The organism is Streptomyces sp. NPDC002125 (genome assembly GCF_053593715.1).
In genome coordinates this window covers 1-20057 of the sequence record NZ_JBSFDD010000047.1, presented here as the reverse complement: position 1 = coordinate 20057, position 20057 = coordinate 1, and the positions used below count along the sequence as shown (strand labels likewise).

Genomic DNA, 20057 nt, shown 5'->3' with positions numbered 1-20057 from the left:
AGTCGGCCGAGGACGCGCTCAGCGAACTCGGCCTGAGGATAGCCCCGCCCGGAGCGCCTTGTGGCGCTCCGGGCATGGCGGAGGCGTGAGCGCCGGAGGCCAGCGCCAGGAGGCCTCGTCGGTGCGCCTGGGGAGACCGGAGGCGGGGTGCTGGGCGGAGGGGGTGGAAGGGGGGTGCGGGGGGAGGAGGGGCTGCTGCTGCGAGCGTGGCTGGCTGCGGAGGACGGGGGCGGTCAGCGGCGTTCGGTGGCGGGCTGTCCGGCTCCGGGTGGTGGGAGCTGTCCGGAGCGATTGGGAGTTCGGTGGCCAGGCTGTCCGGGTAGCCGTTGAGCTGCAGAAACCTCCTCCTGATCGCACGTGTGACCGAATGCGCAAGAGGAGGTCAGCTTTCCCGCTGTGGGCGTTTCCGGAGAGGCGTGTCATTACTGTGAAGACAAACCGGCATGCTGTTGGCCATGCCACGAGGAACGCCAGAACCCCTGAGGGATCGAGCTACAGCACCTGTCGTCGAGCGTGTGAGGAAGCGTCACCGGCAGGCCGGCGATCGCGACCTGGAGCTGTTCCCTGCGCCGGAGGACCTCTTCGGCGTCCTGGTCTATCTCCGGGAGCGGGAAGAGGTCATGGAGCGGCCGGTGCACCGCCTGGAGTCTCTGAGGAAGCGGACGAAGGAAGAAGAGAAGCAACTTGCCGACGCCCGGGTAGCCCTGCGGGAGAACAACCTCGACCGTCTCCGGCTGATCCGGCGGTTGCGTGAGCTGGTCGACGTCCAGGAGGTCGCTGTGCTCGAGGCTTGCTTCCGAAACGGGCTCAAGGGCCGGGAGATGGGCGTCATCCTGGGCATCGAGTCCCGCGGGGGCGCTGCCCTTCGACTGCAGCGACTGCGCCTGGCCATTCAGACGAAGTGGGAGCTGCGCACTCCCCGCCTGGCAAAGGCGCGGGCGGCCCAGGAAGCGGAAGAGACCCGGCGGGTCACCTCGGGGCACGCTCGGGTCCGCCAGGCCGCGCTCAATCTGTTGTCTTTGCGGTCGTCGTTCCTTGAAGTTGAGGACTTGGATGAGTGGTGGGACGACCTCGCTTGGCACCTCGATGGCAACGACGAGACGCCTTCGGAGCAGGCGAGCACGGCCGCGCATCTCCGCCAAGTGGTCAGGGACATCCGCGCCCAGGCAGCACTGGAAGGGGTGCCGCCGGCCTCCGACGAGGTTGCGTTGCGGCATCTCGCGGAGGCCGAGGCGGCGGCGCGGCGGACCTGAGGCGCCGCGCAGTCTGCGTAGGTGGCGTGGGAGACACTCGCTGTCTCCCACGGGAGACAGTTGTCCGACAAGGAAGAGACCGCGATGAGGGGATGGATACCCGTATCCGGAGCGCACCGGATACGGCGGCGGAGTAGCCGTTGCGAGGGAGGTCGCCCGGATATGCCCTCGCGGCTGGGCTGGATACCCGCTGCCAATGACGGATTGCCGGAGTAGCTGGAACGCCACACTGTCTCCCGCGGGAGACAGTTGTCCTGGGCCGACCCGGTTGCGCCTGGATACCGAGTCTGGCTGCTCGCGGTTCGGTTGGCGGGCGGCAGTTGGCAGCGATGGCAAGGGCGTAGCCAACCGCCGCCGCAGCTGGCAGGTGTTGTCAGATGAGCTGACAGGCGGTTTCCTGCCGTGCGGCGGCGCCGGATGCAATGCGGGCACCCATGGGTATCCAGTCGCGGCAGTTCCATCCATGAGGGAGGAACACCGACAGGGGCGCCTCGGGACCCTTGGCAACGCTGATGCTTCGGGTAGGGGTGTCGCCGCATTTGCCACGCCGGACGTTGACAGCTGTGGCGACCGTGGATGGTGGCGGGGCCCGCTGGGTTGGCAGATATCCGGTTGTCAACCGTCAACGGTGGTTTGCCACCCGTGTCGACTGTCGGCAGATGTGACGCATGCTTGGTTGCTGGTATCCAGGAGTTTGTGCGACTAAGTGATGCTTGCGGATGGAAGTGACCATTTCAGGCCGGTTATTGCCACCTGTAGTCGGATCGGTTCGCGCGGCAACCCACGCCGGGCTGCGGCTGACAGCTACCTTGGGGGCGGGCTGTCCAGGCTGGTTTCAGCGCCGCTGGTGCACTAAAACTCACAAGCAGCGCTGTACCGGTTCCAGATGCCGGGCCGCTGTCCGGCAAGATAGAGCCCGTCAGGGGAGGCGCGAGCGCGCTCTCGTCGCCCCTGAAACGCACAGCGCCCGCCGGGGAGGCATTTCCCCAACGGGCGCAAGGTGCTCGACCCTCAACCGTCTGCAAGGAGCAAGAGTCGTGAAGACCAACGATAGCCACCTCACGAGGGGTGGCAACGCATGACCAGCGAGACTTTGAAAGACGCGACCGCCGAAGGCGCGACCGCCATTCCCGCTCAGCACGAGGGCCATGATGAGGAGGGGGAGTCGACTGACGCCGGCGGTGCGTACGTGCCGCCGGAGCAGGAGCCGGACGTTGTCACTGTGGCCGGCTTCAAGGGAGGCGTGGGTAAGAGCCGCACCGCCAAGGAGCTGGCCTGGCTCCTGGACGGCGTTCTCACCGACTTCGAGTGGGACTGGGGCGGGGTGACCCGTGGATGGGGCTACTTCGAAGAGGCCAGGCTCAAATCGCCTCTCATTCGGGCATTCCAGACTGGCGAGACGCCTAAGCCCCTGTCCGGTCGAGGCCGGAAGCCGGACCTCATTCCTGGCCACACCGACTTCGAGCGCAACCAGCCGCGGTCCGAGGCGGTGGCCGAGTCGTTGCTGCAGTGGTCGCGTGACCTGAAGCGGCGCCTGGTGGTCGACACCCACCCGGGCGGAAGTGAGTCCACCTACGGGGCGATGGCGGCTGCTCGTGTGACCGTCGTACCGGCTGTGCTGGGAAATGAGGAGCTCCGTGCCTTGGAGGGCCTTCTGAAGAACCTGCCGGACTACCCTCTCCTGCTCATCCCGTACAAGGTCGGGCGGAGCCCTGCCGCTTGGCTGCTCGACGAGCTTGAGCGCCTCGCAGAGGAGAACAAGGCTGAGATCGGTCCTGCCGTGGGTGACTACTACTGGATCCCGCAGCGTCGGCTTCGGGTGCCCATCTGTGCGAGCCCGGTGTCCAAGCGGACGGCGCCGTTCGTCGAGGAGATGAAGGCTGTCGCGGAGGCGGTGGAGAAGTATGGCCGATGAATCGTCGACGCAGCCGCAGGCTGGCATGGCTGCGCTGCGAGCCCGTAAGGGCGCCAAGAAGACGGCTGCTGCAACCCAAGGCACCACCAAGGTGGCCGAGGCCCCCGTTGAGACGGCACGACGGACTCCGCCGCCGCCGAAGTTTCCGAAGGCATCTGCCGCGGAAGGCTCCAGCGATACAGGGGATGCTGGCGTTGCCCCGGCGGAGCAGAACGGCGGACGCTCCGTTGCCCAGGCGGCGGCGGAGCAGCCGGTCAGCGTGCCGGCTGCTGATTCTGAGGTGACGAACGTCGAAGGCGCAGATACCGGGCGTCAGCGGGTCACGACCTCGGGGCCGGAGGAAGCGCCCGCACAGGAGCAGATGGAGCACAGTCCCGGCGACGAAGGGGCGGCAGTGGCGACTGCTGCCCCGGCGGCGGAGGGGGCGGCGCTGCCGGTCGACAATACGGACGCCGGGGATACCTCTGCTCAGGGCGGAGGCTCCCCGAGTTCTACTGACATCCCGGTGCAAGCGCGGACTCCAGAAGCGCAGCAGGCGCCCAAGAGCTCCGACGGTGATCGTGTGGCTGATGCCCAGGAGAAGGCTGCTGCTGTCCCGCCTCGGGTAGAGGCAGCCCAGCCGGCTGTGGCAGAGCCTGCGACCGGGCATCAGGCGGCCGATGAAGCGGCGGCTGACGGCGCCCAAGGTGCCAGCGGGGACACCCCCGGCGCCGCGCTCGAACGCCGCTCGGCGCAGGCCCCTGTCGCCGTCACGAGCCAGTGGGACCGGCATGTTCCCCCGCCTGTCAACGAGGGGTTCCCTCGAGCTGAGGAGATCCTGAACCAGCGGTTCATCACCAGGGAGGCACTGAACGCATCGGTGCCTGCAGAGCTGCAGATCCCTCACCGACTGCAGCTGCTCAAGGTCGTGTCCCGGATAAACCACATCCCGCCGGCCGACCTGGTCGCCGTGGCCGTGGACTGGTTCCTTCGAGGTGGCAAGGCTTCGGCCGACGACATGCTGCCGCCGTGGAACCGATACACCGGGCACGGCACCCCTGAGGACATCCGTCCGGCTGAAGTGGTGCTCAACGAGCGGTTCATCACGCGCGAATCTCTCAAGTCACAGGTGCCGAGGGACCTGCAACTGAACCATCGGCTGGCCATGTACCGAGTCCTGAACCGGCTGGAAAAGATGCCCCCTGCCGACATCGTCACGGTCGCCCTTGACCGGTGGCTGAGGGTCATGCGGTTCTGACCAGGTCTTATGGAAGGACGAATGCCCGCCACCTGCTGAGGTGGCGGGCATTCGTCGCTAGGTAGTACTAGGCTTTCATCCGTCCGAACGCCTAGAATTATAGCCGTTTCCATAGCCGTATCCCTAGGTGTCCCTACGTGGAAGGAAAGAAGTGCCGCGCAGAGTATCCCTGGCCCGCAAAGCCCAGGAGCTGGCCGACGCCCTGAAAGCCCAGGAAGAGCGCGAGGGTGGTGCAGTCACGGATTTCAGCCCGCATCCCGAGACTGAAGCCCTCCTGATGCGCCGGGGAGTGGATAGGGAGCAGCTGAACTACGCCGTCCCTGAGCAGCTAGAGCTGAAGCGCCGCCTCAACGCGTACAACGTCGAACGCGGCGGCCTCGGCGTGGGCAACCTCGTTGCGGCCGTTCTCGACGCCTTCCTGCGAGCGGAGGGCTACGCCCCCGACCTGGACCACCGCAAGGGCGACAGGTCCGGCAGTCAACTGCCGCCGGACTGAGAAAAGCGGACCTCGACTCTGGGCTGAGGAGTCGCCGGATTCGCGGGAACGGGACTGTGGCCGCTCCGCTTCCTACCTTCTGGGTCGTCAGCAACCGAACGACCCAGGAGCAGCGATGACCACCGCGTACACCGAGACGATCAGGGAGACCACCCCGGCAGGCCACCAGCGTGCCGTCGCGTTCGCACTGTCGCAGCTCCTCACCGAGTTCCCGGAGCTGCCGACGCCGCACTGGTCGATCCCGATCCCGCAGCCGGAGGACGACCGGGCGCTGTACGGGTACCTCCAGCGTGAACACGAGACGCTGGAGGCGTTCCAGGCGTACGTGAAGGCGCTGGGCGGCGAGGTCACGAGTTGCGCCCCGGTGGAGATGTACGGACGCCTCGTGCGCACGCACACCGTGGTCGCGCAGTGGAAGGGCGTCCGGGTGGACGTCACCGTCACTCTGCCCGCCAGCATCGACGTGCAGGCAGCGCTGTGACGGCCACCGTCGGCGCCGACCACCGGCTGCGGCTGGACGTCGGCGCGCTCGCACTCGGCCCCAACGACGTGCACGCGCTGCTCTGCTACGCATACGGCGGCCACACGGATTCCCTGCCCGTCGACCTGACCCAGGAGCAGATCGAAGGTGCCATCCGGGCTGTCGTGATCATGTACGGCCTGACCGGCGCTCTGCGCTGGGAGTCTGGAGTCGAACCCCATCAGGCTGCTCAGGTCTCCTCGTGGGCCTGGCGCTTGATCGAGCGCCGGTTCCCTACGCTGATCTTCACGACCTGACCTCCTGACCAGCCGCGCCCTGCATCCCCCTGCGGGCGCGGCACCGCCGACCGGCCTCCCCCTCAGCCGGTCGATGACTGCCGCCCCGCACCGTGACCCCCTCACGGTGCGGGGCGGCAGGTCGTTCGGGCGCTCGACCGCGGCCTCCCTCGTGAGCCCTGCTGTCCGCACCGTCCGAAGACCGTACGGAGCCGGCGTCTGGGTCTTGCTGCACGCCGCCGGCCGCGCCTCATAAGGCAACTCGCCACCTCTGGGGAGGGCACCGACGCGGTGCTTACCTGTCACCGCGACAGGCCAGCGACGACGGTGAACCTGCCGCTGTCTCCCCGCACACCGCCCCGCACCAAGGACTCCAGGAGCCCACCCATGGCCAGCGTCAACGAAACCGTTCGTCAACTGATCGAGCGCTACCCCTGCGGCTACCCGCACCGCACGGAAGCTCTGCATCAGATCCTTGTAGTGCTCGGCGCAGGGTACGAGTGGCGTGATGGCCAAGTCGTCAGCCGGTTCCTCCCCGGCGATGACACGTGCGCCCGCATGCACCGGGACTTCCAGTACTCGGCTGAGCGGGTAGCCGAGTTGACGGAGTTCGGCATCGAGGTGAGGGAACAGTTCATCACCGGGCAGTGCCCGAACGAGGACCTCCGCAGCCGAGCAGACGAGCTGGCCCAGAAGACGGGGAAGCTGCTGCACGGCCCGTACCAGCCGCATCCGACTCTGCTCTTCCTAGACGTTCCGGCAAATGCCAATGCGGATTGGGCCGCTGCTGCGGCAGAGATCGCAGCGGTGGTTGGCCCTCTGTGGGCTGCCGGAGCTGACCTGGAGCTGGACCCGTACGAGCGGACGGATTATGTCTTGAAGGAGAGGGACAAAGCTCTCCGTCGCCTGGAGGCGGTCTACGGCCCCGAGGTCATCAACGCCGTCTCGTAGATGCGTGGTTGGCCGCAGGTGAGTGGCGGGCCCCGGATCCAACGGATCTCGGGCGCCCGCCACTCAGCCGTTGCGCGCCTGCCGTTAACGCAGGGATTGGCAGCGGTGGTCCGGGCGCCTTGGGGCCCTCTTGGCGTGCAGCGATCTGCGAGTAGTGCTCAGAGCCACCGGCCGCGCAACGTGCGGGGTCTGTCCGGCCCTGGAGGTGCTGGACGAGGCGGAACGGGGGGCCGGCGGAGAGCGCGTAGCCCCGATGGCTCAGTTGCGGGCGTCAGTCACGCTACCCAGCGATCAGCTAAGGGGGAGCTGTGACCAGGCAGTGGTAGAGGATTCGCCGCGAGTGCTGACTTGCGGCCGGCCGCTCCTAGCTTTCGGGACGGCAGGCCACGGCGACCGGTCCGTGGCCCCGTTCGAAGGAGTACCGCGCGTGCAGAGTCTGCTGAACGATCCGGCGTACGGACACAAGCTGCGTCAGGCGTACGGCGAGGTCAGCCGGGTCTCTTCCCGTCTGTGGCCGGGCCTGTGGCCCGACGATTCCGTACCGCGAGACACGCCTCGCAGTCGGATCATGCTCGGAGCCGTGCCGAAGGAAGAGGTACGCATTCCGGCAGTCTCCGAGACCACTCACGTGAAGGCCGATGACCTCGTGGTCGTCATCGATACGGCGGGGTCCTCCCACACCTCCTACGACATCCTGGGAGTCCTGACCGGCCGAGAAGTGATGGGCCTTGATCACGTGACCCGCAGGGTGGCGCGGGTCGTTTCCACCACCGCCAAGACCATCTCAGTCGTTGCAGTCCCGACGCCCGCCGACGGCTGGGAGTGTGACCTCGCCAACTTCGCCGAGCGGGCCTACGACTTCATCCCCACGACGCTCACGCTGAAGACCAAGACCCGTCGCATCGGCCGCCTCGGGACCGTGGAGGAGGTTCGGCAGCGGATCAGGGAACATGCCCTGTACGACGAGTGGAAGCAGGCGTACGAGAACGCCAAGGACGTCCAGCGGGGTGTGCAGGAAGAGGCCCTGAAGCGTCAGGCCGACGAAGCGAGGCGGCAGGAGGCGCTCCTGAAGATCGGTGACGTCGTCAATCGGGCCGTCGGCTTCGATCTGTTCTGCCTGGACACCCAGGGGCAGGTCGTGTTCTCGTACCACCGCCGCTTCTTGCAGGACGCGTGGAACCTGCGGGTCCACCTGGCGGGACTGCACGCGCTGGGCAAGTTCACCGACGATGAGTACGACCTCGTTCGGGACCAGCTGGCCATCGCCGGCCTGCTTCCCGCGCGGCAGTAACAGCACCAACCCTCTCAGCGGCTCCACCGGTCTGGTCCCAACGGTCCGGTGGAGCCGCTTTTGTGGGCTGCACCGGGGAGCGCCCGCGCGTCCTTCAGGTGACCGGCGCTGTCCACGCCGGCAGCACCGCGGTGCTGCCTGCCGGCTGCCGGGAGTGGATACGAGCCGATCGCCTAGTCGTCAGATTCGCGAGAGCTGGGGTCGTGCGTCCCGCAGGGCTACCTTCACTCCTGTTGGGCCGCCCGGACGGACCGGGCGGAGCAGATCCCAGCACATCCTCCTGGTCCTCTTCCGCCCGGATTTGAACCAGGCCCCGAACGCGGCGGTGCGAACCAGCCAGCGTGCGCCCTCCCCCCCGGCGCCGCTCGGTCCTTCGCACCGCCGCTCCGACGTTCCTGCCGCCCGGGCCTACGTGATGCGAACGTCGACGGTCGGATCTTCCAGGGACGTGCGGCCGTGTTCGCCTGCCGCGGCCGGGATCCGCGATCCCTCGAGCTACCTCAGGTGGGCAAGCCTGTTGCTGGACGCAGCTAGGTGCCGCACGACGCGTCGACGGCCGCGGGAGACCTCAGGCGCCACCTCGTACAGAGGAAACCGCCAGTTCAGAGGCCCTGCACCACCTTGCTGGAAACCCCTGGTCAGGTGGCTTCCGAGGCTCGAACGCCCCACTTCTACGGTGACGAAGCCGCCTCCGCCCGTGCCCGACAGGGTTCGCGTGACCTGCGGCTTTCCAGGCCGACGTACCTACCTTCCACCTCGTCACGGCGCCTACCGAGGCGCTCCGAACCGGAAGGAACACCATGAACGTCCCCAACTCCGCTCGCGTCCAGGCTGGCCAGCTCGCTTCGAAGATCGTCAGCGAGCTGTGGCCTCACGCCGACGACCTCAAGCCCACGTGGGCCCGACGCCACCCGGACGACAGGCCCCTGCAGAAGGACCGGCTCACCCAGGTCGCCTCGGCATCCGACGTAGAGGTCGATGACCTGGTGCTGATCTACGACGAGACCAGCCGTACTCTGTTCGACCTCCTGGGGATGTGGACCGCTCGTGAGGCCGTCTTCTGCCGGGAAGCTGTCATAGCCCGGGTGACGTCCAAGACGGCACGCACGCTGACCGTCGTCGAGTGCACCAAGCCCACGGGCTACTGGAGTTCGTGCGTCATCTCCCGCTTCGGCACGCCCCGCAAGGACGCAGCCGAGCGGACGCTGAGGCTGAACACCACCCGTCGGCAGATCGGGCGCCTGGGCGCGGTGACCGACCTGCGAGAGCGCATCGCCGAGCACCCGCAGTTCGAGCAGTGGAAGGCTTCCCACGCCGCCGCCAAGATTGAAGCGGACGAGGAGAGGGCGGCCTGGAAAGCAGAGCACGAGCGGCGTGCGGAGCAGGTGCGCCCGCAGCGTGAAGCGGTCCGCACCCTGAACGAGGCCGCCGGTGAGGAACTGGTCGGATGGTACGAGCCTTGGGGAGGCCCCAAGGTCAACGAATGGTTCGCCGGTGAAGGGCGCTTGAGGACGTACCTGGCAGGCCTGAACGCCATCGGGACTATGGCGGACGACGTGTATGCCGAGGCTCTTCTCCATGTTGAGGTCCTCGGCTACTGAGCCAAGACGGTCAGAGGGTGACCGCAGTGCGCAGCAGCTTGGATCTACGGGCTGCGCGCGCTGCGGTCAACGGGCGTCCGGTACGTTCACCCGGACGCGCCGACGGCCGGCGGGGCAAGCGGCGCCCACTGGAAGACGGCGGGCGTTACCGTACCCGCAGGCAGTTCAACGCCTGCCTGGCACACCCGTCAGCGCCCATGCCGTCCGGGATGCAGCCGCAAGGAGTTCCGGCCCGGCCGGGGACGTCACTGACCCAGCGTTGCATCCGTTGGATCGACTCTGCCTTCGTCGGCGGCATGGGAGCCGGGAAAGCCAAGGACATGCCCCAGCGCAACCGCAAGGTCCAAAGGGCCGCGCGGCAGCAACTCGTGAACGACCACGGCCTCTCCTACACCGATGCACGCGCTCAAGTTCGGCGCGGCACGAGAGTGACCAGGGTGGCCCCGGCCAGGACCATGCTCGCCGATGGCGTGTGGTCACGGTACGGCCGCTGGATTCACGGCACCGATGACTGGACCCAGTGGCGCTTCCGCTGCGGGACGTGCGGCCACGTCCAGTCCCCGGCTGACAACGCCTACGGCAGTGAGCTCTGCCCCGAGGCGGCGATGTGGCAGTGCGCGGCCGGCCAGACGCCGGCCTGTCCACCCGCTGGGGAGAGCCCCGAGTACTACCAGGTGTTCGGCTATCACGGACATGGCCGTGTGTTCCTCTTCGACTTCGCGGGTGACCGGCTGGAGTACCCGCCGCTGACGGACGCAGACGACGAGATCGTCGAAGTGCCGGGAGTGACGGCACCGGCGCGCGGATCGAGCCCGTGGGAGACCCGCGCGCGGTAACCGACCGTCCCCAGACCGAGGGTGCGCCGAGCTCGGCGCACCCTCTCGTTTGCTGTCCTCCTTACCGCGGCGTGGCGCCCCGCGGTGGCCATGTGCCACCTGGTATCCGGCGTGCGTGGGCCGGCGGCTCTCGCGTAGTGGTGAGCAGGATTCGCCAGCAGTCGGCTGGGCGCTGCCGCACATCTACCTTCAGCACCGCACCCGCCCCCATCACTGGAATCGAGTCCGATGCTGCCGAAGCTCTACGAGCCCCACGAGCCCTACGACGACGAGGAGCCGTGCGAGGACTGCCAGGCGCCGGTGGGGATGCCGTGCACCCCGACCTGCCCCAACGGGATGAGCCCGTACGAGCGTCCCTACTAGCCGCGCCCACGGAGCGATCGTGTCCCGACCTCTGCTTTTCATCGACATCGATGGAGTTTTGAACCCGTTCAAATCTGGCCCCGCCTCTGAGGACCACGGGTTCGTACGTCACTACCTGCGCCCCACCTGCTGGATCGACCAGCACCCGCACCTGCGCCCCCGCGACGTCCCCCACGTACCGGTGTGGCTGCACCCGGACCACGGAGAGGAACTCCTCGACCTTCCGTATGAGCTGATCTGGGCCACAACATGGGAGGACGAGGCGAACACGTACGTCAGCCCGCGGATCGGCCTGCCCGAGCTACCCGTCGTCACCTGGAGCACCCGAGGCGGGTACGGCCCGGACGGCACATACTTCAAGACCGCCGACGTCATCCGTCACGCCGCTGGCCGCCCGTTCGTCTGGCTCGATGACCAGCTCAGCGCAGCCGACCGAGCCTACGTCCAGCAGCACCACACCGAGGCGGCGCTGCTGTACGACATAGACCCCGCCGTCGGACTGGACCTGGACGACTTCGAGGCGCTCGCCCAGTGGGCCGACACGTTGACCGAGCCCACCGCGCCGACCGGGGCAGTCCGATGAGCCGCTGGCGCTACCGACGGCTACCGCGCGACGCCTTATGACGGCAGTCGACCCGGGAGCAGATGTCCGCCACTGGCAACGCCCTTGGCCCAGGCCGTGATCGTCGCGGCCTGGGCCGGAGTACGCCGGGCACATGGGGCGCGTTCCCACGTCTCGCGGGAGATGGGATCGGTGCCTCCCGCGCACCTAACTTCCGCCGTGCCAGTCACCACGAACTGAACGCACGAGGAGATCGGGATGACGAAGAGCGACACTGCTGCGCTCCTTCACAGTGGCCGCGGCGCACGTGGACTTCTCCACGCCCTGCCCCTGGGATACGAGAACAACAGCGGGCATTGGACGCGCTCGCCGGCACTGTGCGGGGCTCTTGTCGAGATGCCCCCCGTCCCGGCGCAGGTCCGTTTCGGATTCGGCTGGTCGGCGGCGATGTGGCAGAGGAGCGGCCACCTGCGCACCTACGGCAGCCACCGCCCGCTCGCGGACTTCCACAGCCGCCGTCTGCGCCGCCTCGCTCATACGCGGTCGATCGACACGCACGTGTGCCGCAAGTGTCGTAAGGAGATTCACCGGATGACGCACCCTCGTTGGACGGGCAGCCTGAAGCCGTCGGCGGCCTAAGCGTCGGCAATCCCTGACAGAGCATCGCCGCTCGCGCCGCCCCCACCCGCGCCGAGCGGGGAGTGCTTGGGCCTCCCTGGTGCCCGTCACCGCCCCCGCCATGGTCAAACCCGGTACGTCAACGTTCGAGACGTGCCGGGTGTCCGTGTGCACGGTCAGTGCCAGTGGATCAACGCCTCCAGGTGGTCATCGGAGCCGCCAAGAGGCGGCGTGCGACCTCGACAGGCTGAGCGCTGAACGAGTAGGTGACGCGGCCAATCGCTGTCCGCTCCGGCGCACCCCCGCCTGCGGCTGCGAGCTGGGGCTTTCCGCTCCTCGTCTGCCTCGGCTTCGGTCACCGCATAGCGGCAGATTCGCGAGAAATCGAGCCAGACCGCTGTAAAACCTAACTTCTGTCGTGCCAGCCGCCACGGGCTGACCGCACGAAGGAGAGAAGCGATGACCGAGACCGCCACGCAGACCACGCAGACGGCCACCATCGACACCCTGGCCACCGCCCTGCAGAACGCCCTCGGCAGCAGCTGGACGATCACCGCGCGCTTCGACCACATCCTTGCCACCACCCCGCTGTGCGACCGCATCAACATCACGCCGCTGGACTACAGCTACACCGACATCTCCTGGACGCTCGTGCCGGTCCGCCGCACCATCCCCGCCCAGACCGTGCGGGAGACCCCGGACGCCGACCTGACCGCCGACGTGGCAACCGCGCTTCGCAGCCTGTCGTACCGGCACCACGCCCTGCCGACCGCCTGACACGCCCCCCGCGCCCGCCGCCGGGCCGTACCCGGCGGCGGGCGGAGACCCCGCGACTCTCGACCGAACGGAAGCAGTAAGTGAGCAGTCAGCACGCCCTCGTTCACCTGGCCCCGGAGCCGGACGCTACCGCGAGCGACCTCGCCAACGAGGCCGAAGACACCCTCTGGGACCTGCCTGGCGGCTGGGAACGGGTGCTGGTCACCCACCCCGAGAACCAATACGCCGGGACCTTCCCTCTGCGGAACGGAGCCGACCCGAACCACCCGCAGCTCATACGCGTCAGCGGCGGCACCACCACCCGTTACGCGGGCGGCCCGGTCGGCCTTCTCGACCTGCACGCGTGCCGTACTCGGGCCGCTGATCGTGCCGCGCGCCTGCACGACACCTGGACCCAGGCCGTAGCCACCATGCCGCCGGTCAGGCCGCTCGCCGACTACCTTTCTGACGCCAAGGACTCCGTGTACGCCGGGCTCGCTTTCAGGGAGCAGCCGCACATCAAGGTCGCCGTCAGTCTGGCGGACGCGCGGCTTTCCTGGGCTGATCAGGAGGCCCTGGCCGCGTTGGACCGGGATGCGTTCGTGGAGCGTGCCCGCGTCCAGGCCGTCACAGGGAACAGCCTGCTTCAGCTCGACGGGACGTGGCTTGTCAGCCCGACCTGGGCGGACCCCCAGGCTCCCGAGACGGCGGCCGCCGAGTACCACCAGCGCGTCAACGCCTACCTCGACAACCTGCCCGCGGACCACGTGATCGTCGGAGCCGACTTCATCCGCTGACCAGCAGGGACCGCGCGGACCCCTTCCGGTACTGACCGAAAGAGGGGCCCGCGCGGTATCTGTTGGCCAGCGTTCCTGTCCGCCGGCTCCAGGCCCGCGACGGCACGGCCGCCGGCGGACCCGGCCTCAACTCGCGCGAGCGCGGGGCGCGCCATGCCGCCCGCTAACGTCCGCTGCGCCAACACATCCACCCCTCACCCGCTAGGAACCCCCGTGATCCACTCCAAGGCGTCGGACGCTGCCGCGGCTCTCACCCACCAGGTCTGGCTGGACCTCTGGCCGACGGCACCCACGCCGGGCATCAGCCGTGTCACGTCAGCGCAGCAGCTCCAGGACGACGACCTCATCGTGACCCTCGGCGCTGGACCGGATGCGGCCACGCTGACGGACCTCAGCGCGCGCGACGCCGTGCGCGAAGCCGGCACCCGAGTGTGGCGAGTGGTCTCCACCGGCGCCAGGACGGTACGAGTCCGCCCGGTCGCAGTGCCTGATGGGACCTGGAACGGGACGCCCGATCTGGCCCGGCTCGGTGAACCGTGGGTGAAGGACGCACCCTCCAGGCAGTTCTACATCCCCGCTGCGAAGCGCCAGATCGGCCGGCTCGGACCGATGGATGCCCTGCGGGAGCAGATCACCGGCCACCACCTCTTCGGGGAGTGGGAACGGACCTACGAGGCGGCCGAAGCCGAGGAGAGCGAGGAGCGGGCCGCCGCCAAGGCGATATGGGACCAGATCGTGGCACGGCGGGAGTCCCGTCGTGAGCTGGTCGAGCGGCTGAACAAGATCGCAGGGGACCAGCTCGTGTACTGGGCCGACTTCGGCGGCAGTGACGGCGCCGGTTCGCTGAGCGGCTGGCTGGCCTCGAAGGGCCGACTGCGTACTTACCTCCTGGGCCTTCAGGCGGCGAGCCTGATCACCGAGGAGCAGTTCGAGGAAGCCGAGAAGTGCATGGCCTTGCTCGAACAGTGACAGCCCGGGCGGGCGGCTGGGCTGCCCGCCCGGGCAGTCCGCAGGTGTCCGCGTCGGCGGGCCTGCGCCGCAGGTAGCGAGCAGGCTCCGGCACCTCATCTCGCCGAACCGCGCATCGTTCCCCGTGTCGCTCGTAGCTTCTGACCCACACCAAGATCACCAATCAGGAGCACCGCGATGCCGCTCGACATGACCGGCCCTGCCAGATGGAAGCGCGAGGTCCACTACCGCCGTTACCTGAGCAACAGCGGCAGTGTCATCCCCATCTGTGTGCAGGACTTCGACTACCCCGACTACGACCCCAGCCGCTTCGTGGACCTTGCCGACTTCCCCACCGAGCAGGAGGCCGCTTTCACCCCCCTTCGCCCGGAGGACGTGATCGACACCGCAGCGACCACCCCTGATGATCACGTTGCCGCAGGTCAGGCAGTGCGCCTCCTGGCAGCCATCGGCAGTCACTGGAGCGCGACATGAGCACTTGGTTCCTCAGCCCTGAGCAGCGCCCCGCTCCGCAGCCCCCGCACCCGCTGGACGCGCTGGCCGACACCCTGCACAAGGTTCTGGCCCCGCAGGGCTGGGAAGTGTGGTCATTCCTCAACGACATCGAGGTGACGTGCCCGCATGGCCCACGGTTCACCGTCGCCATGGACAACGCCGAGGGCGTCAGAAGGTGGACGCTGACGCCCTCGGCGGAGCCGGCCGGCTCCGCCGTCCTGACAGACCTCGCCGGCCTGCACAGTGCCGACTACGTGAGCAGCGCTCTGGGCTTTCTCTGCTCTCGGCACACCGACGACGTTGCCACCGTCGCGCCGCAGGGATAGGTAGACAGCGGCCGCCGACGCCGTGAACAGGACCGGCTCTCGTTGTCCGAACGTGGCTGGGTCTGAGCCCACGGGCAGGAGCGATTCGCCAGCAGTCGTGACACCGACACCTTCTTGCCTACGGTCCCGGACACGTTCCCCGTTCCCAGGCAAGGACCTGCCATGACCTTCCCTCTCAGTCCCGGCGCCACCATCAGCCGGTCCGACCTTCACCAGCTCGTCGGCGGTCGACCCCACGGCCGCATCAGCCCGAGCAAGACGACGCCCAACATCTGCCTTTTCACGTCGCCAGGAGCCCACGACAGTCAGCACGACGGCTGGACCGGGGATCGCTACCACTTCCAGGGGGAAGGACAGGGAGACCGGGAACAGGTGATCAAGAACGGCAACCGTGCTCTCGCCGACCACGCGCAGAACGAGGGCCGCACCCTGCGGCTGTTCTCCACGGTGCCCGGCCCCTCAGTCCGCTACCTCGGCGCCTACCGGCTCGACAGCGACGTCCCCTATGTGCGGACGTCGCTGCCGGTCATCGGCGTCCCGGACCAGCCTCACCGCACCGGCTACGTCTTCCGGCTCGCGCCCGAGGACGGAACTCCTCCACCCAGCGGTGTCTTCACCGTGGACCCGCTCAGCCATCACACGATCGTCCAGGAGCGTGACCTCGACGTTCCCTTCCGCCCCCGGCCGGGCGACGAACGGGGACGTGAGCGCACGTTCATGGAGGACGTCGCGGAGCAGCTGCTCCGCAGTTACAGCTCCCACCTGCGGTCGATGGGCCATGACGTCCGCCGTCACACGGTCACTCCGGCCCTGGAGCTCATCCCCCTGCCCGTCGACCTGGTTGATCACAGCACCAACGAGATCGTCGCGTGCGCGGGGAGTGTCGCCCGGACGTATGTACGCGCAGCCTTCGGTGAACTCCTCGACATGCGCCGGTTCTTCAGCCCGACCCCGCGTCGAGTCATGCTCCTTCCGTCCCGCCCGCGCCCCGACCTTGCCGACCTGTGCGGCCGGAACGACATCACCGTGGTCTGGCCGAGTCCGCCGAGGCCGGGTGGCTTTGAGAGGGCAGAACCGGACGCTCTCATCCGTAACTAGGCCCGCGCCGACCTGGGCACCCTTGCATTGCCCAGGTCGGGGCGGGGCGCGGCCGATTCCCGGATCCGCTGACCCCGCGCACACGATGCGGGAGGCCGGCGACGGTGCGTCCTGGTCAGCAACCAGCCCTGTCCGGTCCGGACGCTCCCCTCGAGGGCAGCGTCCCGGCGACTCCCGGATCCGGCCTGCGCGCATTTCGCGGGCACGTGATCAGGCGCTGTCTGGCTCCTACCGTGCGCAGCATCGCCGAACGCCGACGAGCCCACCGAAGACGAAGGAGCCGACATGGCCTGCCTGACCCTCTGCTACAGCGCCCCGTGGACCGGGCTTTCGGCAGCGCTGACGGGTGCCCTGATCGCTGCTGGGGCCACCAGCAGCGCAAGCGACGGCAGGCCCACCTCCTTCTACGACTACGAGTGCGTGCTGAACGACCTGGCTGCCATCCAGGGGCACTACGAGACGACCAAGGACCCCGTCACCCTCTCCGCCATCGAGGAAGACGTCGCCGACCTGCTCGCCGAACAGGCCGACATCATCACCGCCTTGGCGGCGTACCTCTGAGCCGCAGCGATACAGCGCTGAGACCCGCGACCCGAAAGCTCTGCACCTATGCCCGACACCCTCACACGTCCCCACGGGGCCCCCATCGACTGGCCCGAGTTCCCTGCCGTTCCTCCGCTGGTCACCGACCATCCTCTGCCGCCTGAGCGGTGGCCCGCCCTCGCCCTGTCGTGGCGGCTGGTCACCGCGCACGTGCTCCACCCCGACCGCGGTGACGTCATCAGCGCGTGGCTCACCCATCCTGGCGCTCCCGGGCCGCTGGCAGTCGCCTACCGGCACCGTTTCAACCACTCGCACCCGTACGGGTGGGCATGCGGCGTCCACGTATTCAGCGTGCCGGTCCGCAACGGGAACCGCACCGACGCCCGCCTGTCCTACGACTGCACACGAAGCGGCATCACGCGCACTCCAGAGGAAGCCCGGGCCCAAGCGCTGCGCCACGTCGCCGAGCTGCACCAGGACGCGGCTGTGCCGTACGCCGCCCGCTCACTGAGGGCCCGACGCTTCTACTGCTGACGACCCCGTGCCGGTCCCGGCATCTGCTTGAGCGCTGGCCACATGCCAGGCCGGGGGCCACCCCTCGGCCTGGGAGTGTGCCTCATGATCCGCATGAGGGTGCCTAGCTAGCCGCCGGCCGCATGCTCACCGGGCGGCTCCATGAAGCGGACATGAATCCTGTCCACCATGCGCCCGCGCCCTCACCCCGGCCCGCCCCCTGCCAAAACAGGTCCGCGGCCGCAGCCCCAGCCCTGCTCCCTCAGTCGGTTTCGCGGCAGCTCGGCACGTGCCTGGCGAGCTCGTAACTTCCTCACTGCCAGCTCGCACCGGCCACCGAGTCACCAACACCTTCCAGGAGCGGACCAATGAAGCGCAGCCTTCGCCGTCGCATCGAACGGACGATCAACCAGTCGTGGAAGACCACCGACCGAGATGATCGCGGCACGGTCGGAGTGGCGCTCATCTTCCCGCCCAACGCATTCGGTGACGCGCCGACCTGGACGCCCGGCCCCGGCTTCCGGGCGCTGAACGACGAAGGAGCGACCAACACCGCGTTCGTCCGCGACAACGGGGACGGCACGGAGACCGTCGTCGTCGGTGGCATCGGTCCCGCCCAGCGCCCGGGCATGGACGGCGGCCCCTGGACAGAGGAGGAGGTATGGACGGTCACCGCCCCGGTCGACGACTTCGACGGTTGCGGGCTGGGCAACAACACCCAGGGCATCACCTGGATGCTCGACCGGCCCCGCGCGGTCATCCACCGCGAGCGGTACGCAACCCACCCTCTGGCGACCATTGAGGCGTACTGGGAGAACTTCAAGGAGGTCTGGGGGTTCCTGCCCTCCGGTGAGCTGCGCTGGTACGGAGGGTGGCCGTTCGGCGAGGGCCGGGAATGGGCCTACCTGGTCTGCCGTCCCGCGTGGGCGTCGGAAGAGGAGAACGAGGCCGCGCTCCTGGACGACGTCGTCACTCTGGCCCGCCTGTTCAGCGCGGAGGTCCGCGTCTACCCGTACGACCTCCAGAAGCGTGAGATATCCGGGCCTCTCGGCAGCTCGCGCTGGGAAACCCACCTCTCGGACGTGACGCGTCGCCTGCGGAAGTGACCTGCACCGGCTCCGGGCGTACCTCGGTACGCCCGGAGCCTCCGCCACTCACTGTGCGGCACGGGTGGGAGGCTCGGCGACTCACCTCCCGCCGGTCGACCTGTCCAGACATCGACGCCCACGGCACAAGGCACAGGCCGGCTTCTCAAACGCCCAGACTCGCGCCCAGTCGATCGCTGCGAGAGCTCATGGTGGAGCTGACGGCAGACCCGGGGGCCGTCAGGCGACGGCCCCTGGGTCTGCCGTCTCGCTCTCCCGAGCGCCCTTCGGGCAGCCCCAATCCCTTACGAGGAGCCCCACACCATGCCTTCGCAGCCCGCTCCACTCGACACAGATGCCCTCCTTGCCGCGGTGGAGCAGGACGCCGAGCAGGTCCGGCAGGCTCGGGCACGTCTTGCTCTGGCCAGCCTCGGCCTCATCACCGCCCGCATCCGCGCTGACCATCCCGCAGCTCGATACCTCCAGCTGGGCTTCACCGTCAGCATGAAGACCTACACGGGCCGGACAGAGGCCGGGCGGATCTGGCTTCAGGAATCCGAGCAGGCAGGCCGCTGGCGGGCGTGTCTGGACGACGACGCCCGATCGGACCTCGAAGGCTGGTGCACTCACCTCGGCCAGGACATCGAGGAACTGCTGCCGACGCTCTGGGCGCGAGACCCAACAACCGGACTGCAAGTCGTCGATCTGGATGCCGTGGTGGCCGCCCTATCGTGACGACGTGATGCCCGGCGCCGGCAGGAAACCTCCCGCTGGCGCCGGGCATCGTTGTGCACCTGCAGAGGGTCCGTACAGGGGCCCACTACCGCTTCGCCATCTGTCCTGCCTTGGTATCCGCAGGCGTGACACCCGGGGCTGGCCGCCTCCACAGGGCTGGCCGGCCTGGGGGCCCTTGAGCGAAGCGCACTACATCGTCCATCCGGAAGCCCCTGTAACCACGGTGGTTACATACAGTCTGTTCATGCTGCCTATCCGTACTCGGCGCTGACGCGTCTTGGAGGTGCCGCCCGCGCGCTGAGCCCACCTGGTCACCTTGCATCGGGCCACGTCCTGATCACGACCGCGCAGCGAGGCAACCTTCACCGCGTCCCGACCGAGCTGCCTTCCACCCGGACACCGAGTACCGAAGACCACCAGAAAACAGGCCGGCCGGGGCACAGCGGTGCCCCAACAGATTCGGATAGGTCCGGCCGGGGGCTTGCCGCTGCTGAGGCTCGGGCGGCGTAGACCCTCGGGGCCGTAGAGGTGCGCTGGTCATCCCCTGGTTGGGTCGTTACGGTATGGCCAGCAGGAAGCGCTCCGTCATGGCCTGATCGAGCGTCGTAGAGGATTGACGCCGGTATCGAGAGCGCTCTGGGTACCGGCGTCAGCCATGTCTGAGCCCCGGCTGGTCATGGTCCGCTCCTCCTCGGTCATGGCTGCCCAGCGAGCAAGGGCGCGCCCTCCTCGCCGAAGGGGTGTCCACCGAGAGCGGGGCCACCGTATTGAGGAGTGGCGCACCCCATGCGCCCAAGTGCTGGTGCTGTCCGGCGGCCGGCCTGGAACCAACCCGCTGTTGCGGGCCCCGCTTGAGCGGGG

The 20057-nt window shown here is 68.3% G+C and carries 22 protein-coding genes; all 22 read left to right on the top strand.

Going from position 1 to position 20057, the window contains the following annotated elements:
* Positions 1–515: 515 nt before the first annotated feature.
* Positions 516–1253: a hypothetical protein gene (locus tag ACWCQM_RS39895; protein WP_332757010.1), complete on the top strand. Its 738-nt coding sequence runs from the start codon at positions 516–518 to the stop codon at positions 1251–1253.
* A gap of 1078 nt (positions 1254–2331) precedes the next feature.
* Entirely contained in the window at positions 2332–3168 is an 837-nt protein-coding gene (locus ACWCQM_RS39890) for a ParA family protein (RefSeq protein ID WP_351866672.1), read from the top strand.
* Positions 3158–4405 carry a hypothetical protein gene (locus ACWCQM_RS39885; RefSeq protein WP_450919957.1) on the top strand — a complete coding sequence of 416 codons (1248 nt, stop codon included), beginning with the start codon at positions 3158–3160 and terminating at the stop codon, positions 4403–4405. Before ACWCQM_RS39890 ends, ACWCQM_RS39885 begins: the two co-directional genes overlap by 11 nt.
* 151 nt (positions 4406–4556) lie before the next feature.
* On the top strand, positions 4557–4901 hold the full coding sequence (locus ACWCQM_RS39880) for a hypothetical protein (RefSeq protein WP_351866677.1): 345 nt from the start codon (positions 4557–4559) through the stop codon (positions 4899–4901).
* A gap of 115 nt (positions 4902–5016) precedes the next feature.
* Positions 5017–5382: a hypothetical protein gene (locus ACWCQM_RS39875; RefSeq protein WP_351866680.1), complete on the top strand. Its 366-nt coding sequence runs from the start codon at positions 5017–5019 to the stop codon at positions 5380–5382.
* A complete protein-coding gene (locus ACWCQM_RS39870) occupies positions 5379–5678 on the top strand; it encodes a hypothetical protein (RefSeq protein ID WP_351866683.1) in 300 nt (99 codons plus the stop codon). The genes ACWCQM_RS39875 and ACWCQM_RS39870 overlap by 4 nt, the downstream gene beginning before the upstream one ends.
* 366 nt (positions 5679–6044) lie before the next feature.
* On the top strand, positions 6045–6608 hold the full coding sequence (locus ACWCQM_RS39865; protein ID WP_450919956.1) for a hypothetical protein: 564 nt from the start codon (positions 6045–6047) through the stop codon (positions 6606–6608).
* Between the two features lie 427 nt (positions 6609–7035).
* Positions 7036–7899 (top strand): hypothetical protein, encoded by an 864-nt coding sequence (locus tag ACWCQM_RS39860; RefSeq protein WP_450919955.1) that lies wholly within the window; start codon positions 7036–7038, stop codon positions 7897–7899.
* 800 nt (positions 7900–8699) lie between these two features.
* On the top strand, positions 8700–9500 hold the full coding sequence (locus ACWCQM_RS39855) for a hypothetical protein (RefSeq protein WP_450919954.1): 801 nt from the start codon (positions 8700–8702) through the stop codon (positions 9498–9500).
* A gap of 320 nt (positions 9501–9820) precedes the next feature.
* Positions 9821–10336 carry a hypothetical protein gene (locus ACWCQM_RS39850; RefSeq protein WP_450919953.1) on the top strand — a complete coding sequence of 172 codons (516 nt, stop codon included), beginning with the start codon at positions 9821–9823 and terminating at the stop codon, positions 10334–10336.
* Positions 10337–10564: 228 nt separating this feature from the next.
* Positions 10565–10699, top strand: coding sequence for a hypothetical protein (locus ACWCQM_RS39845; protein WP_351866698.1), 135 nt, complete (start codon positions 10565–10567; stop codon positions 10697–10699).
* A 19-nt stretch (positions 10700–10718) separates the two neighbouring features.
* Positions 10719–11282: an HAD domain-containing protein gene (locus ACWCQM_RS39840; RefSeq protein ID WP_450919952.1), complete on the top strand. Its 564-nt coding sequence runs from the start codon at positions 10719–10721 to the stop codon at positions 11280–11282.
* Between the two features lie 1056 nt (positions 11283–12338).
* Positions 12339–12656 carry a hypothetical protein gene (locus ACWCQM_RS39835; RefSeq protein ID WP_351866704.1) on the top strand — a complete coding sequence of 106 codons (318 nt, stop codon included), beginning with the start codon at positions 12339–12341 and terminating at the stop codon, positions 12654–12656.
* 80 nt (positions 12657–12736) lie between these two features.
* A complete protein-coding gene (locus ACWCQM_RS39830) occupies positions 12737–13432 on the top strand; it encodes a hypothetical protein (RefSeq protein WP_351866707.1) in 696 nt (231 codons plus the stop codon).
* Between the two features lie 213 nt (positions 13433–13645).
* Positions 13646–14401 (top strand): hypothetical protein, encoded by a 756-nt coding sequence (locus tag ACWCQM_RS39825; protein WP_450919951.1) that lies wholly within the window; start codon positions 13646–13648, stop codon positions 14399–14401.
* Between the two features lie 177 nt (positions 14402–14578).
* Positions 14579–14875, top strand: coding sequence for a hypothetical protein (locus tag ACWCQM_RS39820; RefSeq protein WP_386111544.1), 297 nt, complete (start codon positions 14579–14581; stop codon positions 14873–14875).
* Positions 14872–15222, top strand: coding sequence for a hypothetical protein (locus tag ACWCQM_RS39815; RefSeq protein ID WP_351866715.1), 351 nt, complete (start codon positions 14872–14874; stop codon positions 15220–15222). Before ACWCQM_RS39820 ends, ACWCQM_RS39815 begins: the two co-directional genes overlap by 4 nt.
* A gap of 162 nt (positions 15223–15384) precedes the next feature.
* Positions 15385–16320, top strand: coding sequence for a hypothetical protein (locus ACWCQM_RS39810; protein ID WP_450919950.1), 936 nt, complete (start codon positions 15385–15387; stop codon positions 16318–16320).
* A 285-nt stretch (positions 16321–16605) separates the two neighbouring features.
* Positions 16606–16881, top strand: coding sequence for a hypothetical protein (locus tag ACWCQM_RS39805; protein WP_425823816.1), 276 nt, complete (start codon positions 16606–16608; stop codon positions 16879–16881).
* Positions 16882–16929: 48 nt separating this feature from the next.
* Entirely contained in the window at positions 16930–17397 is a 468-nt protein-coding gene (locus ACWCQM_RS39800; RefSeq protein ID WP_450919949.1) for a hypothetical protein, read from the top strand.
* A gap of 347 nt (positions 17398–17744) precedes the next feature.
* Positions 17745–18482, top strand: coding sequence for a hypothetical protein (locus ACWCQM_RS39795; RefSeq protein WP_450919948.1), 738 nt, complete (start codon positions 17745–17747; stop codon positions 18480–18482).
* A gap of 303 nt (positions 18483–18785) precedes the next feature.
* Positions 18786–19196 (top strand): hypothetical protein, encoded by a 411-nt coding sequence (locus ACWCQM_RS39790; RefSeq protein WP_351866728.1) that lies wholly within the window; start codon positions 18786–18788, stop codon positions 19194–19196.
* The last annotated feature ends 861 nt before the right edge of the window (positions 19197–20057 follow it).

What these genes read in the sequence shown, in the direction of transcription:
- ACWCQM_RS39890 (WP_351866672.1), top strand. Translation starts at nt 2,332, where the DNA reads ATGACCAGCGAGACTTTGAAAGACGCGACCGCCGAAGGCGCGACCGCC.
- ACWCQM_RS39885 (WP_450919957.1), top strand. Translation starts at nt 3,158, where the DNA reads ATGGCCGATGAATCGTCGACGCAGCCGCAGGCTGGCATGGCTGCGCTG.
- ACWCQM_RS39875 (WP_351866680.1), top strand. Translation starts at nt 5,017, where the DNA reads ATGACCACCGCGTACACCGAGACGATCAGGGAGACCACCCCGGCAGGC.
- ACWCQM_RS39865 (WP_450919956.1), top strand. Translation starts at nt 6,045, where the DNA reads ATGGCCAGCGTCAACGAAACCGTTCGTCAACTGATCGAGCGCTACCCC.
- ACWCQM_RS39855 (WP_450919954.1), top strand. Translation starts at nt 8,700, where the DNA reads ATGAACGTCCCCAACTCCGCTCGCGTCCAGGCTGGCCAGCTCGCTTCG.
- ACWCQM_RS39850 (WP_450919953.1), top strand. Translation starts at nt 9,821, where the DNA reads ATGCCCCAGCGCAACCGCAAGGTCCAAAGGGCCGCGCGGCAGCAACTC.
- ACWCQM_RS39845 (WP_351866698.1), top strand. Translation starts at nt 10,565, where the DNA reads ATGCTGCCGAAGCTCTACGAGCCCCACGAGCCCTACGACGACGAGGAG.
- ACWCQM_RS39835 (WP_351866704.1), top strand. Translation starts at nt 12,339, where the DNA reads ATGACCGAGACCGCCACGCAGACCACGCAGACGGCCACCATCGACACC.
- ACWCQM_RS39820 (WP_386111544.1), top strand. Translation starts at nt 14,579, where the DNA reads ATGCCGCTCGACATGACCGGCCCTGCCAGATGGAAGCGCGAGGTCCAC.
- ACWCQM_RS39815 (WP_351866715.1), top strand. Translation starts at nt 14,872, where the DNA reads ATGAGCACTTGGTTCCTCAGCCCTGAGCAGCGCCCCGCTCCGCAGCCC.
- ACWCQM_RS39810 (WP_450919950.1), top strand. Translation starts at nt 15,385, where the DNA reads ATGACCTTCCCTCTCAGTCCCGGCGCCACCATCAGCCGGTCCGACCTT.
- ACWCQM_RS39805 (WP_425823816.1), top strand. Translation starts at nt 16,606, where the DNA reads ATGGCCTGCCTGACCCTCTGCTACAGCGCCCCGTGGACCGGGCTTTCG.
- ACWCQM_RS39800 (WP_450919949.1), top strand. Translation starts at nt 16,930, where the DNA reads ATGCCCGACACCCTCACACGTCCCCACGGGGCCCCCATCGACTGGCCC.
- ACWCQM_RS39795 (WP_450919948.1), top strand. Translation starts at nt 17,745, where the DNA reads ATGAAGCGCAGCCTTCGCCGTCGCATCGAACGGACGATCAACCAGTCG.
- ACWCQM_RS39790 (WP_351866728.1), top strand. Translation starts at nt 18,786, where the DNA reads ATGCCTTCGCAGCCCGCTCCACTCGACACAGATGCCCTCCTTGCCGCG.